Source organism: Synechococcus sp. BA-124 BA4, from assembly GCF_034931165.1.
In genome coordinates this window covers 1-13,830 of the sequence record NZ_JAYGIA010000050.1, presented here as the reverse complement: position 1 = coordinate 13,830, position 13,830 = coordinate 1, and the positions used below count along the sequence as shown (strand labels likewise).

General features: G+C 58.8%; 13 protein-coding genes, 1 tRNA gene and 1 pseudogene. 5 read left to right on the top strand and 10 right to left on the bottom strand.

What is annotated here, in order from left to right; genetic code table 11:
- A partial coding sequence (locus VB734_RS06080) for a transposase (protein WP_323243141.1) occupies positions 1-278 on the top strand: 278 nt, incomplete at its 5' end.
- Positions 279-945: 667 nt separating this feature from the next.
- On the opposite strand, the gene VB734_RS06075 is transcribed toward VB734_RS06080, so the two are convergent.
- From VB734_RS06075 to VB734_RS06035, 9 genes are all read right to left on the bottom strand, one after another.
- Complete coding sequence (locus VB734_RS06075) at positions 946-1,896, bottom strand: GDP-mannose 4,6-dehydratase (RefSeq protein ID WP_323243140.1); 951 nt, start codon at positions 1,894-1,896, stop codon at positions 946-948.
- Between the two features lie 160 nt (positions 1,897-2,056).
- Entirely contained in the window at positions 2,057-3,187 is a 1,131-nt protein-coding gene (locus tag VB734_RS06070; protein WP_323243139.1) for an FkbM family methyltransferase, read from the bottom strand.
- 58 nt (positions 3,188-3,245) lie between these two features.
- On the bottom strand, positions 3,246-4,175 hold the full coding sequence (locus tag VB734_RS06065; RefSeq protein ID WP_323243138.1) for a GDP-mannose 4,6-dehydratase: 930 nt from the start codon (positions 4,173-4,175) through the stop codon (positions 3,246-3,248).
- Complete coding sequence (locus tag VB734_RS06060; protein WP_323243137.1) at positions 4,172-5,512, bottom strand: glycosyltransferase family 2 protein; 1,341 nt, start codon at positions 5,510-5,512, stop codon at positions 4,172-4,174. Before VB734_RS06060 ends, VB734_RS06065 begins: the two co-directional genes overlap by 4 nt.
- Positions 5,509-6,660 (bottom strand): hypothetical protein, encoded by a 1,152-nt coding sequence (locus VB734_RS06055; RefSeq protein ID WP_323243136.1) that lies wholly within the window; start codon positions 6,658-6,660, stop codon positions 5,509-5,511. Before VB734_RS06055 ends, VB734_RS06060 begins: the two co-directional genes overlap by 4 nt.
- A 6-nt stretch (positions 6,661-6,666) precedes the next feature.
- Positions 6,667-7,062 (bottom strand): DUF6165 family protein, encoded by a 396-nt coding sequence (locus VB734_RS06050; RefSeq protein ID WP_323243135.1) that lies wholly within the window; start codon positions 7,060-7,062, stop codon positions 6,667-6,669.
- Positions 7,063-7,068: 6 nt separating this feature from the next.
- Positions 7,069-8,097, bottom strand: a complete 1,029-nt coding sequence (locus VB734_RS06045) for a hypothetical protein (protein ID WP_323243134.1) — start codon at positions 8,095-8,097, stop codon at positions 7,069-7,071.
- Positions 8,098-8,107: 10 nt separating this feature from the next.
- Positions 8,108-9,349 carry a class I SAM-dependent methyltransferase gene (locus tag VB734_RS06040; RefSeq protein ID WP_323243133.1) on the bottom strand — a complete coding sequence of 414 codons (1,242 nt, stop codon included), beginning with the start codon at positions 9,347-9,349 and terminating at the stop codon, positions 8,108-8,110.
- A 207-nt stretch (positions 9,350-9,556) separates the two neighbouring features.
- A complete protein-coding gene (locus VB734_RS06035) occupies positions 9,557-10,381 on the bottom strand; it encodes a glycosyltransferase (protein ID WP_323243132.1) in 825 nt (274 codons plus the stop codon).
- A gap of 359 nt (positions 10,382-10,740) precedes the next feature.
- Between VB734_RS06035 and VB734_RS06030 the strand changes: the two genes are divergently transcribed.
- The 3 genes from VB734_RS06030 to VB734_RS06020 all read left to right on the top strand — a co-directional run bounded on the left by VB734_RS06030 (position 10,741) and on the right by VB734_RS06020 (position 12,975).
- Positions 10,741-11,640, top strand: coding sequence for a glycosyltransferase (locus tag VB734_RS06030; protein ID WP_323243131.1), 900 nt, complete (start codon positions 10,741-10,743; stop codon positions 11,638-11,640).
- On the top strand, positions 11,637-12,788 hold the full coding sequence (locus tag VB734_RS06025) for a glycosyltransferase family 1 protein (protein WP_323243130.1): 1,152 nt from the start codon (positions 11,637-11,639) through the stop codon (positions 12,786-12,788). Before VB734_RS06030 ends, VB734_RS06025 begins: the two co-directional genes overlap by 4 nt.
- A 115-nt stretch (positions 12,789-12,903) precedes the next feature.
- A tRNA-Gly gene (locus VB734_RS06020) sits at positions 12,904-12,975 on the top strand.
- A 43-nt stretch (positions 12,976-13,018) separates the two neighbouring features.
- Here VB734_RS06020 and VB734_RS06015 read toward each other — a convergent pair.
- Positions 13,019-13,453, bottom strand: a pseudogene (locus VB734_RS06015) (sugar transferase); the annotation flags it as partial.
- 70 nt (positions 13,454-13,523) lie between these two features.
- Here VB734_RS06015 and VB734_RS06010 point away from each other — a divergent pair.
- A partial coding sequence (locus VB734_RS06010; protein ID WP_323243129.1) for an IS1595 family transposase occupies positions 13,524-13,830 on the top strand: 307 nt, incomplete at its 3' end.

Below are 13,830 nucleotides of genomic sequence, written 5' to 3'. Positions count from 1 at the left end.
AAGAGGACGTGCTGGCTTTCCGCCACTTCCCCAAGGACCACTGGCGCAAGATCTGGAGCACCAACCTGCTGGAGCGGGTGAACGAGGAAATCAAACGACGCACCCGCGTCGTCGGAATCTTCCCCAACGACGCCTCGATCACCCGCCTGGTGGGCGCGGTGCTGCTGGAGCAGCACGAGCACTGGCAGCTGGAGGGCCGCCGCATGTTCTCCGCCGAGAGCATGGCGACCATCCCGGAGCTCGGCGACACCCCCAGCCTGCAGGCCCTCAGCGCCTGAGAGAGGCAGGGCGCAGGCCCCAGGTGATCGAGGCTGCAGCGCCCCATAGGGTGCAGCGGCCTTGATTGCCGCCCGGGGGCCGGTGCAACACACCTGGCTGCACAGAACACTTCAGCTCAGAACACATCCGCGATCGCACGAAAGACTTGACAAGTCAATCGCTCCAATTCATCGTGGAACGATGAGGTACATCTGCACCTCCGGAATGACACCCGTCATTCCACCCTGTTCAACCTCTGATCAGGGCATTCGGGCCTCGGGATTTACACCACGCAAAGGGACGCGGCCCAGCAGGTTAGCCCACTCCCGCCGAGCTCCGCCCTGGCAATTCATGCAGAACTGGGACGCCCTTTAGGTACTAAGCCATGAGCGATAGGATGTCTATACGTCATCAAGCTTCGGAGTCGCGACACACAACGCGCCCAAGAGTCTCAGGTTCGAGAGTTGAAGAATTCAGCCTGTCGAAACAGAGTCTGCAAATGGAACTTGCCAATTGGTTGACAAGATAGAGTCCAAAGCAAACCAGAAAAACCGGAACGGCCGGTTCAACTCACTTGTCAACCGCACAAGACACAACCTGGCGGAACCAAGTTCAAGTCACTAGGTAGAGTCAAGGGAAGAGCTTGGACAAGCCAGTATATACTTGTCATCCAGGGCAGCTCTAGACCTAAGTTTCGTCGTACATTCTCTGAACTATCTCAGCCGGCGTGACCTCGGCCTTCCAGCCCAGGTCCGTAGCAATGAGACTCGGGTCCATTGCTGAGTACTTCAGATCACTGGGACGAAGGAAGGTGGCGTCACTGATAACATACGATCCGGGCTCCAAGCCGGCCGACAAGAACGCCAGCCGGACGAATTCTCGCAGTGACGTGGTCTGGCCAGAAGCAATCAAATAGTCTTTGGCCACGGGAGCCTGCAACATCCTATGCATCGCCACGACATACTCAGGAGCCCAGCCCCAGTCACGCCAGATATCAAGATTCCCCAATCGGAGTTCATGCGTCTCACCATTCTTGATACTGCGAACACCTGCAATGATCTTCTGCGTGACAAACCGTTGGGGCCTCAGCGGAGATTCATGGTTCGCCAGAATACCTGTACAACAAAAGATCCCGTAGGCCTCACGATAATTCGCGACCTGCCAGTACGCCGTACTCTTCGCCACGGCATAGGGACTGCGTGGACGGAAGGCAGTCGCCTCAGTCGCCGGTTGGAGCTGCGTATCTCCAAAGCACTCTGAGCTGCCGGCACTGAACAGACGGGTGGAAGCCCCCAGATACCGAAGCACCTCCAAAAAGTTGAGGGTTCCACTGGCGATCGATTCCATGCATTCGACAGGCTGCTCGAAGGAAAGACCCACACTGGTCTGCCCAGCCAGGTTGTAGAGCTCTGCGGGCTCTATCGAGGACAGGGCCTTGAGGACACTGCGGAAGTCATTCGGTGCCAGAGAGATCAGTTCCACGTCCTCCCGAATCCCCAGCCGTTCAAGTCGACTGGTATCACTGCTCTGGGCATCGCGACTACTGCCCACGACGCGGTAGCCGGCTTGAAGAAGATGGCGTGCCAAGTAGGCACCATCTTGGCCTGTGATGCCGGCGATGAGAGCGGTGCGGGTCAAGGGAGGCGGGAGAGAAGACAGGTCAACGAATTGAAGCGAGTCTCATACACTTCTGGATGAGTCAAGGCAAGCAGTGAGTGATCATTCCCATCCTGTCAGAATCGAGCAGAGATGAAAGCAAGAGACGCAGGCAATAGCAGAGCAGAACACTGGAACGGCTTTAGCTTTTAAACACCGCGTGATGGAGACTCTGCTGGTAGGGAAGATGATAGCTTGTACCGTATACACGGTCGCAGAAAGCAAGAACATGCGCGGCATAGTCATATTTGCATCCAATATAATGAGTCGCACATGCCAACTGAGCAAGAGATGCCAGCGGCGGAGGTGATGCAACGTCAAGCTTGCGGACATAAAATCCATCAGCCCACAACAGCTTGGATCTTACATCTCCACAATTAGCTTCCCGATAAGAACCATAGCCGAGATTCATGAGGTCAAGGAGCTCAAATCCCTGTTCCTCAAGAAAGGAGTGAACAGCGGGGAAAAGAGGCTGCTCCCGGTAGAGATCAAGGAACTCCACTTCGATGAAGACAGCCATGACATCACGCAGAGTTCCTGAGGCGCCCTGCAGGACGGCCAGCTCACCTCCCTGAATGTCTACCTTGAGCAGCGTGCAACCATCGAGGCCAGGGACGTCATCAAGTCGTCGTGTCTCCATCGGGAGCTCAGAAACAACAGTCAACATTTCAGGCAAGGCTAGAAACTGATCTAGCTGCAGATGGTTGGGACGCAGGAGAGATGAAGCAGGATTAAACTGCGTAACATGCAGAACACTTGGATGTCCCGTTCCAATGGCATGGGGCAGAAGGGTTGCGGTAACGTCCTGAGCTAAGCGCTTATTGAGCTCTTCCGTGAGAGGCTCAAACCCAATCACCTTTCCTGACAAGACTGTCAATAGTTGTGAGTAGACATGGTCAGACGATTCCAGTATTTGAGCGCCTACATCAATAACTCTGAACTCTTTGTCCCTGGCTTCCCTCAGGATGACCTCAGGGATTGGGAATACGATAGAGTCATTCATACTTCTTTCACTTTGACCGGGATTCGCGAGAAGCCGCAGCCGAGCCTCAAGATCTCTTGAAGTGTCCAGAGACTGTTTCAACTGATCGCTCTTTGCGTCTATTTCAGATTCAAGAATATCAACCTGAGCACGTACTTCCGCAGCCACCTTTGCGATCTTGGCCAGTTCAGCCCTGGACTGCGCCAACTCGCCTTGAGCAGCTGTCAAGGCATCAATGGTGGTCAGCCGCGCAGGCAAACGGCCACACAAAATCGCCAAGGACTCGCGCAAGCGGTACCTGAAGGAGTGTGGTCGCATAGATGGGGTCATGGGGAATGGAATGGGGGCGTCATTGGTTTGGAGAGGTAATCAGGCGATCACACAGTGTAAAGATGTCCTCTCGGGCGCGAGCATCAATCTGACGAAGCGTGTCCGACAGATCAACCTCGAAGAAGGAGGACTCAACATAATCAGGGGCAACGACATGCTGAGCATAGTCGAGACCATGCCTGGAAAACAGCTGCTGGACAAAGTCACGGCCATTCCAGGTAGTCCCACTGGCAAAGATGACCTCCCCAGCGAAGCCAACCTCAACGGCGCGGAGCGCCATCCGCATGAAATCTCGGGCAGTGCTCCAGTCACAGTGGAAGGAGAGCGTCTGAATCTCCTCCCGATGGAATGGATTGGATAAGGAGGAGGAAACAGCCTTGCAGATCTTTGGAATAAAGAAAGAACTGGGACGTCGCTCTGACTCGTGATTGAAGAGAATCGCCACTGTTGTCTTGATTCCATGGGTCCGCTCGTAAAAGGAGGCAAGCTGACCCGAGGCCTTCTTGGTGATCGAGTAGAGACAGCTGCCCTCGCGAGGCGTGGATAGATCCACACGCCCTCGCAGGGCAGGACCAAAGATCTTGGCTGAACTGGCGTAAAAAACCCTGAGCTGGGGTTGCTCTTGCCTGGCGAACTCCAGGACCCGGTGCAGTGACTTGGTATTGACATCCAAGGCACTGCCCCACACTTCCTCGTAGGGAAATCCAGCCGAACCATGCACGGCTGCCACATGGAACACCTCATCCGGCTGGAACTCCCTCAGACAGCTGTCCAGTTCAGCCGCTTCCGCGAGATCCAACTGTCGGTACGCGAAGTGGGGACTGTCGATCGGGTACGGAAAAGACTCACGGCGTCCAAGACCAAGAACCTGGCGGCCTGAGGCCATCAGCTCTTCCGCCAGGATGCTGCCGTCCTGGCCTCCTACGCCCAAAACAAGGGAACGCCTCATGGCTGCTGCAGGCAGACGAGTTGGTGGCGGAAGTCACTCAAGATGCGCTTCACTGTTGGAAGATACATGGGAACGTCATGCCGGGTCTTCTGATCCTCGTGTTGGCGGGAGCAGGCAAGAATCTGCTCCACAGCGTAAAGTCGAGCACCCGATAGGGCGAATCGGAGGAAGAGCTCATAATCCATGGCATAGTGCAGATGCTCCTTCACATGGGAACCAGCACGGTTCCAGAGGTCGCGCGTGAAGAAGAGTTCCGGCTGATAGAAGTAGAGTCCCTTCTGCCACGTTGAAGTGAAGCTAGTCAGATCACCAAAACTCAACGGACTCAGGCATCCGCGAAGGAAGCCTGAATAGTGGATCAGCTTGGTCTGACCGGCAGCATCAATCACGCGACAGCCGCCGACGACAATATCGCAGGGCTGGCAGGATCGGACCCGCGCCACGGTCTCCAAAGCACCCGGCTCCAACATGTCATCGCTGCATAGCCAGGTCATCACATCCCCTGTGGCGAGATAAAATCCCTTATTCAAGGCGTGGGACTGACCCCTGTCGGGTTCGATGACAAGATGGGACAGACGGGGTCGATAGGACTCCAGAATCTCACGACTTCCGTCCGTAGATCCACCATCAATGACAATAAACTCTAGATTCGGATAGTTCTGCCCAAGGACGGAGTCCAGGCATTCCCGAAGGAAGTTGCATTGGTTAAAGCTGACGGTAACCACTGAGATTCGGGGCCATTCACGTAAGGCCACCGCCTCCTCAGCAGGAGTTTCAGAAGGTCGTAGCTCCTGGGAAGGATCGTCCAAAATGGTGCCGGATTGATCTGCAGGCGCGAGAAGATACGACGACTGCATGGGCACGCGAATCCCCGGCAACGCCGCCGGTGGAGAGCCAGGAACCGAGGTCCCACCCTGGAAAGGCCATACCCTGCCGGCAAGGTGCCTCAGGCGTCTGCCAACCTTCTTCACGACCCTGGCGAGGACAGAAGGCGCAGGCCGATCCGAAGCACGCTCGGGAGCATAGCGAGATATCCAGTCAATCTCCCCGTGCTGAGGCACAGGAACACCGGTGACGTCCAGATCCCATGCAGGACCGGGCCTTGAAGCGCGCTCAAAGGCCTCTGTGGGCAGGCTGCAGGAGGCGATCAGTTCGGAAAGCTGCTCACAGTCTTTCTCGAGAATCTGAATGTAGGCCCGAAGCCCATAGCTCTCCTCGATGCGGACGTCTGCCACCATGCCGTCGTCACAACGCACATACGCGTGGGGCGGACCCACCGTCAGATCAAGGGTTGAAGCATGCAACGCCGACGTCGAGCCCTGATCGTCCACGTTCATGAGAACGACTCCTCAACGAACTGCCACTGTCGCATCCCGCCGGGGAGGCGGAATGACCCGTCCAGTGGGCAGAGAGGCAGAATATTTCGGCGTGCATAGTCAAGCAACTCCGGACGGTCTGGATAGCGCCGGTACGTGTGAGCCAGGGATTCCGCCGCATCGAGATACTGGCCGCGCTCGATCAGATAGTCGCTGATCGTATGGAGAAAGTCGAAGGTGACCGGGACGGGGCGGTGAAACCGTGCGATCGCCCCCTGCATGCCACTGCCCTGACAACGTCGCAGGCACGCAAAGGTCTCCTCAGGGGTGGCATCGCCCAACTCGATGAGCATGTCCGTCGGCTTCCCCCAATAGCTGAAATCATGGTGAAAAGACCCCAGAACCGAGCGGCCGCTGTCAAGGATCTGAAGAATGGGGAGCTTTTTGGCACGGTCGCAGGTGGCTACCACGGTCAATCCACTGCCACAACCGATGAAATCGGAGCAGTGGTCGAGCAAGGCAAGGTTCTCCCGCATCGTGAGGGAGGCCGCCGATACCGCATTGGCGGGCAGGTCGTCCCCAAGGGGTTGCATGGTGGACAGCAGAAAAAAGATGTCTTCCTTGGCAGATGCACTGAACCTGGCCACCTCCTTGGCGAAGTCGGGAGTGACATGGGATTGCATGCTGTTGGAGGAGCATTCAAACAGAACAACCCTTCCCTTGGCCGAGAGGCTGTGTTCAGAGGCATACGCAGCAGCTCGACTCTCTTCCTCCGGAGTCAGGGCGATGATGGGATCAATGGGGACGGTGATGGGTCGATCGTAGCCACGGAACATGCTGGGCCTAACCGTGCCATCAAATCGACGAAAGTTGTCCGGGTAGACCTGCGGTGTCCAGATCCGATCGTAGGGGTCCGGGCCTGTCTGTCGACGCACAATCTGCCGCATCGCCAATGTCCAGATGATGTCGCGACTGACGTTGCTCCAATCGGAAAGGTCGACAGAGACCACCTCATCGACGTAGGGATTGCCCGTCAGCAGATGGCCGCATCGTGAGGAAATCCACCAGGTGAGATGACAACCGGGATAGTCCTGCTTGATCTGACGGGCGATCGTCGTGGCATAGAGGCAGTCACCGTTGGCGTCGAGCTGGACAAGGGCAACCTTCATGCGTCGTCAGTAGGGCTGGTAGGACTTCTCCTCGACGATATCTGAACCGCAGAGCACATTGATCATCTTCTTGGCATGGGCCCGCTTGTCGTTGGTGCGGTAGATCAGACGGGCAATCTCCACAAATTCCGGACCGAAGTCTTCGGCCCTCTCCTTGTCGCGGATGCGATCCTCCAGGTCCCACAGCTCACTGTTGGCCTCCCGCAGGGAATGCTCCCAAGGTGCCACGCCGGGGTTGTCGGTGAGGGACGCCGGCCGGATGGAGCGCAGGGATTGGAGCTCGTTTCGCACATTGATGAGCTTGGCTTCCTCGGAGATCCTCTCTTCCTTGATTTCGAGGATCACGATCTTGTCAAGCAGTTCTCCAATGGAGACAGGAGCCAGGACAGTGGTGGTGTTCATGGTTGGTTAGGCAGCGCCTGCTGGCAGGTCCCCGGGCAAAGCCATGGCACGAAGCCAGTCCGCACTGTAGGGGTCGCCGAGGTCACCAAGCCTGACCCTGCGGTTGGTGCGGCAGCAATGAACCTCACAATGGGCGATCAGGTCAAAACGGTCCTTGCCGCGGACAAAACTGAGTTGTCCATCCAGGTTGCGCGAGTCGCGATGGATGGCGGGCCAGGCGATGCGACGCTTGATCTTCCCGGCAATCCTCGGAGCAAGGTCGGTGCGGACAAAGAAAGCATTCAGGCCATTCGAGCAGGTGCCGAAGAACTCATAGCCACGGCTTTCGGCCAACTCCCGCAACGCCGCGATGGACGCACCGAAGAGCAGACCCGAGTGGTGACTGCGGAAGCGCTCGAACGCCGGGTCGTAGGGAACCGTGACCGCATGGCGGTCTCCGAACACGGGATTGCACTCAAGAATAAGGATATCCGGGCGCAATCCATCGAGCTCCTTGAGAATCCAATAATCGTTGCCATCAAGGTCGATGCTGAGGATGCCCAGGGGTCCGAAAAATCCGCTCCGCTGAATCAGATCCTTGATGTTCTCCGCGGTGATGAAAGCCGCTTGGGCCTGAACATCATTCCGCCAGTAGGTGGCTGAGGAGCGCAGGTGCTCCATGTTCTCAGGATTCCCATCAAGGACTAGACCCGTCCAGTTGCGATTCAGCAAGAGGAAGCGGGTGTTGGCCTCGAGATAGTTCTCAACACCAAACTCCACAAACGTTTTGTTCTGAAGATCGAGATTGGCGACCAGCCACTCGATGATGCCATCTTCACCAAACTGGGAGTAGACCTGAAACTCCACATCGGCGAGAGTATCAATCTCCTTCAGGCGTTGGACCTCGAACGCCGCGAGGCGACCGCACAGACGCGCCGTGCGCTCAAATTTCTCATCCAGCTGCCGGACTTCTGCGACGCAAGCGGCTGCTGCTTCGGCTGTTCCGGCGAGCAGCGCGGAGGCGTTGTCGAATCTGTTCCTGAGTTTACGAAGCATGGATGCGGGTCTATACGATTTCGATTTCTGGGAACGGGAAGATGATCCGTCCACCTCCGGCCAGATACTGCTTCTCCCTCTGGACGATGCCACCGCGAAAATGCCAGGGCAGAACAAGGTAATAGTCAGGATTCATCGCCGCCGCCTCTTTCTCGGAAATGATCGGGATATGGGTGCCGGGTGTGACGCGGCCAAATTTTTCCTCGTTGACCTCGGCGATGAAGGGAATCTCGTTCGTAGTAAACCCACAGAACTGAAGCAGCACGTTGCCTTTCGTGGAAGCTCCATAGCCAATGATCGTCTTTCCGTCAGCAACGAGAGACTTGACGAGGCGGGTGAGGTCGTCCCTGTGGCGGAAGACCCGCTCTTCAAAGTCTCGGAATGGCTTCGGTGTGGAGAGTCCCATGCGATCCTCCTGCTCCAGAAGCCAATCGATGACCGGTGCGTTGCTGCGCAGGGATGTATTGGATTTCCGCGCGGCGGTGACAGCAAAGCTGCCCCCGTTAACATTGTTCATCACGACGTCGACAAGACGGAGATCAGCCGCCTCCAGGATCTTTTCCACCACGCCAAGAGAGTAATACTCCAGGTGCTCGTGGCAAATCGTGTCGTAGGAGTTGGTCCGCAGCATGGACGGCATGTAGCTCTGCTCGAAATGCCAGACGCCATCCTCAGCAAGGACATCACAGATCTGCCTGGCAAACGACACTGGGTCCTCCAGGTCGTAGAACATGGCGATGGAACTTACGACCTTCGCCGGCGCAGCAGAAACACTCTTGAAGGCTGCGGAAGAAAAGAAGTCGGGGACCAGCTTGATGTCATCGGGGTAGAACTCCGAAAACTTGACGCCCGTCGGGTCGATGCCGATGCGATGCAGATCCGGCGTTGCGTAGGCCTTCAGCGTGGTGGCGTCATTGCTTCCGATATCCAGAACGGTGTCGCCGGGGCCCACCCCGGAAAGACGCTCCAGATAGCGCACCTTGCCGGTGAGGTGGTCCACCATGGACTGGTTGAGACCCGACCGATAGCCATAGTTTTCTCCATACATTTCGTCCGGATTATAGGAATGCCTGAGCTGCACAAGTCCACTGGAAGGGCACCAGACAAGCTCCAGAGGGCCCCGGGTGACCTGCTCCTCTGCCGAGGAGGGGAAAACGCCAGTCAGTGTCTGCTGGCCAAGATCGAGAATCGAAACTAGGTGCTCGTCACCACTCACGCGGCAATGCTCAATTGCTTTGTAGGCTTGATTCATCCGAAAGCGCATGGGGGCAAGCGGGGACATTGTATCGGAGAGTGTCTCGTTTTCCCAAACAGCCTGCGTCCTGAAGGACGCATTGGCACTCCCCATAAACTTCGCCGCAGATTCGACGCTGGAACCGATGCCGAGGACAACTGGCAGGGTAAGGGAGGAAAGTTTGTACGTTTGGCGACGAGTTGCAACGCGATGGCCGCTGGACTGTTAACCCTTCATCGGACTGGCCGAGGGTAGCCGACGGGTGCCTGCGTAGGCCTCCAGGTGCTGCTGCACCAGGCGATCCATGGCGAACTGGCGGCGCAGCCGTCCGTACGCCCCTGGACCGAGGCACTGGCTGGGACGGGCCTCGGGGCTGTCGGAACGGCTGAGGAGCCACTCGGCCCAGGCCCCGGCATTGAGGGCAGGCAGAAAGGTGGAAAATCCCCGGCCGACCTCCCGATGAACCTCAAGGTCGGAGGCCACGACGGGAGTGTCACAGGCCAGCGCTTCGATCAATGGCAGCGAAAATCCCTCGGCCAGCGAGGGGACCAGCACCGCTTCCGCCTGGCGGTAGAGCCAGGCCAGAACGGCGTCGCTCGCCGGCAACTGCAGAACGGCATGCTCCAGTCCATGGGCCGCGATACACCGCTGCTCCTCGGGGCGCCAGGCGCCACCACCGGCGAACACCAGCAGGGGAAGATCGCCCCCCGATCGGCAGCCCCGGTGCAGGAGCGCCAGGGCTCGCATCAGGGTCATGCCGTTCTTGTAGGCATGGCGCTTGCCCACCATCAGCCAGAAGCGTCGCCCCTGCAGCCGGGCCACCGGTTCAGGCGGGATGCTGTCCAGCGCTGTGGCCAGATGAATCACCTGGACAGGCGTCTGCAGGCCGGGATGAAAGAACACCAGATCATCCGCGGAGGCGGCACTGATACTGATGATCAGATCGGAAGCAGAAAGCCAGGACGCTTTGTTGGCGTGGGGGGAGCGCAGACCCGGCAAAAAGAACTGCTCCGGATGGCGTTCCGGAACCATGTCAAACAGAGAACTCACCAGGCGCTGCCCGCGGCGAGGCCGGTATGGACGTCCTCCGTAAAAGGTGGCATGCACCACATCGGCCTGCCGCCATGTTCCACGCTGCCACCAAGCGGTGGAGGTGGAAGGCGCCAGACTCACCCGAACCCCAGCCTGCGGCAACGCAGCGGCAAGCTCGCAGAAGTAGCGGCTGATGCCACCGCGTCTCTGCCGGCGCAGAATCTGGGCATCAAAGCCAATATGGAGTGGACCCACAGAGGAAGGACAGCAGGGGCGCTTGACCAGCTCAACGGACGCTGGAGAGCATGGGAGCTTACGTCCACAGGACCGGAGGCCAGCAACGCTGTGGCAGGCTGTGGTTCAGCCACCCCCAGCCCATGACGCAGGACCCTGAAGGCTGGGCCATCCAGGGCATGGCTCAGGCAGACAGCCGTCCAGCCGAAAGGGTGCAACCGCTGGTGACCATCATCACCCCTTGCCTGAATGCGGTCGAAACCATCAGCGAAACCCTGATGAGCGTCGTACAGGCGCAGGCCGTTCTGCAGAACGATCACTGGGAACTGGAACACATCCTGATTGATGGGGGTTCAACGGACGGCACGGAAGCTGTCGTGGCAAGACATGCCGCCAGGTACGGTTTCTGTCGTTGGATCAGCAACATCACGGGCGGGCCCTATGCCGCCATGAATGTGGGACTGCAGCAGGCTGGAGGTCGCTACGCCCATGTGCTCAATTCCGATGATCTTCTGCTCGATCCGGGAGCCTATGCCGCCTTCCTGCAGGCCGGCCATCGGAGCAAGGCCCATGTGCTGCTCGCTTCGATCGGCTACTTTCGGCGGCCCAGTCGCCAACTCAGAAGCCTGTGGCAGGTGGAACCGATCCCAGCCAGTGCCGCTGAATGGCGGCGCCAGTTGGCAGAAGGTCTGCATTATCCGCACCCGGGATTCATCGCCGATCTTGAGACGTACAGACAGCAGTCCTTCGATGAGACATATAGTCTCTCGGCCGACTACAAACTGATGCAATCCATTCTCCTGGCGCAGCCCCCGGAGGCCCCCCCCATGGTCTGCCAGCACCCCCTGGTGGCCATGGCCGAGGGAGGGGCGACGGGGAACTGGAAGGCCGTTCTCCAGGGGTGGCGACAGCTGGGCGCCATCAATCAGGAACTGGGCATTGAGGCCAGCGGCATCCGGCGCTACTGGCGGAAGCTCAAGCAGCGCTTGCGTCCTCTCCCCCAGCCGATCCTTATCCCGCACCTGGAGGTACCGGAGTCATGAGTGGACTGAAGATTGCTTTTGATGTGAGTCAGACGGGTCGGCAAAAGGCCGGCTGCGGCTTCTATGCAGCAGCCTTGATCGATGGCCTGCTGGAATCAGCTGCCGAAAATGAGTTCACCTTGATGACGAGCTTCGGCGACTTCTTTCATGACCCCTTCCAGGCCATGGCGTTTCCGCACTGGAAACGCGGCGTTCACTTTGGTCCTCGCAAGGTCCGCCGCAAGAGTGCTTCGCGATTCTGGATCAATCGTGACAAGGCAGGATCATTCTTGGACCGCTTTGATGTTGTCCACGCCAACAACTTCTGGTGTCCACCATGGCGCTTACGCGGCACACTCATCTACACGCTCTACGACATGAGTTTTATCGAGCATCCTGAGTGGACCACCGAAAGCAACCGTAAGGGCTGCCTGGAAGGCGTTCAGAGAGCCGCCCAGTTCGCCGACGGCTTCGTGGCCATCTCAGAGGCGACCAAACAGGCGTTTCTGAGGCACTTCCCCAGCATCGCCCCAGACAGGGTGCACGTCATCTATCCCGCCTCACGCTTCGGACAACCGGGCTTTCATCCGGAACCCGAACCGCCTGACAACAGCATCTTCCAAGCTGGGGAGTCCTTCTTCCTGTCGACCGGAACCATCGAACCCCGGAAGAACCAGGCCTTTCTGCTGGATGTCTACCAGCAGTTTCGTGCCAGGGGCGGCGCCCCCATCCCCCTGGTCCTTGCCGGCAAGCAAGGCTGGATGATGGATGGCTTTGATCAGCAGGTCGCAGCCTCCCCATGGGCCGACGATATTCATATTCTGGGTTATGTCAGTGATGGGGAATTGGCCTGGCTTTATCAACATTGCCTTGTCAATCTCTATCCCAGTCACTACGAGGGCTTCGGACTGCCCGTGCTGGAGGGAATGCACTTCGGGACCCCGGTCATGTGCTCCAACAGGACTTCGCTGCCGGAAATCGTGGGTGAGGCCGGGGTCCTCCTGCCACCGGATGACCTCACCGGCTGGGTCGACGCCCTGGAGTCGCTGGCCACCGAGCCCCAGCGGCGCCAGCAGCTCCAGCGATCCGCGGTCGCCCGTGCAACCCGGTTCGACTGGAAGCGGAGTGCCGCCCAGATCCGCAGCCTCTACGAGGCCGCCAGCAGCTGAGAGCCGGTTCCCGGATCAGCCATGGAGGGTGGATTGGCCAGGGGCACCCTCGATGGTGCATGATGGCCCAGTCGGCGGCGAGCCCGACCGGAACGCCTTCCCCCAGAGGCGCTCTGCGGATGTAGCTCAGTGGTAGAGCATCTCCTTGCCAAGGAGAGGGTCGAGAGTTCGAATCTCTTCATCCGCTTCATTCAACCCGCGGCGAGCCGGGCTCCAAGCCTCTCAGCGGTTCAACGCCCGCGGGCCTTGAGCACGGTCTTGACCGTTTTCAGCAGGATCAGCAGGTCCAGGGTGGTGCCCCAGTGGCGCAGGTAGTAGAGGTCGTAGCTGAGCTTGAGTTCCGCCTCCTCGACGCTGGCCGCGTAGGGGGCACACACCTGGGCCCAGCCGCTCAGGCCGGGCGGCATCCAGTGGCGCTTGCGGTAGTGGGGAATGCGGGACTCGAGGTCGTGCTCCAGCTCCGGGCGCTCCGGGCGCGGCCCGATCAGGCTCATGTCCCCCCGCAGGACGTTCCACAGCTGCGGAAGCTCATCGAGCCGCACCCGGCGCAGGAATGCCCCCGTGCGGGTGATGCGGGCGTCCCCTCGCACCGTCCAGGTGGCGGGGGCATCGGGAGCGGCCTGGCACATCGTGCGCAGCTTGTAGAGCTGGAAGCATCGACCCACTTGATTACCCAGCTCGCTCCGCGACGGCCACCCAGGCCCTATAGAGTGGTACACAAATACCAGTCCGGTCATGGCGCGCAACGGCATCCAGTTCCAGAAAGGCCTCTCACTGCCTGAGTTCCAGCGGCACTACGGTACTGAGGAGCAATGTGAGGCTGCTCTGGAGCAAGCGCGCTGGCCTGATGGGTTCCGCTGTCCCCGCTGCAATGGCCATGAGCATGGGCTCGTCTACGGCCGCCGCCTCAAGCGCTATCAGTGCCGCACCTGCAGCCATCAGGCCACGCTCACGGCTGGAACGATCATGCAGGCCACAAAACTGCCGCTGACCACCTGGTTCCTGGCCTTCTATCTGATCGGCCAGGCCAAAACCGGGATCT

Bases quoted from the DNA above. Each gene is read 5' to 3' on its own strand.
- VB734_RS06060 (WP_323243137.1), bottom strand. From the start codon at position 5,512: ATGAACGTGGACGATCAGGGCTCGACGTCGGCGTTGCATGCTTCAACC.
- VB734_RS06050 (WP_323243135.1), bottom strand. From the start codon at position 7,062: ATGAACACCACCACTGTCCTGGCTCCTGTCTCCATTGGAGAACTGCTT.
- VB734_RS06055 (WP_323243136.1), bottom strand. From the start codon at position 6,660: ATGAAGGTTGCCCTTGTCCAGCTCGACGCCAACGGTGACTGCCTCTAT.
- VB734_RS06040 (WP_323243133.1), bottom strand. From the start codon at position 9,349: ATGAATCAAGCCTACAAAGCAATTGAGCATTGCCGCGTGAGTGGTGAC.
- VB734_RS06030 (WP_323243131.1), top strand. From the start codon at position 10,741: ATGACGCAGGACCCTGAAGGCTGGGCCATCCAGGGCATGGCTCAGGCA.
- VB734_RS06065 (WP_323243138.1), bottom strand. From the start codon at position 4,175: ATGAGGCGTTCCCTTGTTTTGGGCGTAGGAGGCCAGGACGGCAGCATC.
- VB734_RS06045 (WP_323243134.1), bottom strand. From the start codon at position 8,097: ATGCTTCGTAAACTCAGGAACAGATTCGACAACGCCTCCGCGCTGCTC.
- VB734_RS06025 (WP_323243130.1), top strand. From the start codon at position 11,637: ATGAGTGGACTGAAGATTGCTTTTGATGTGAGTCAGACGGGTCGGCAA.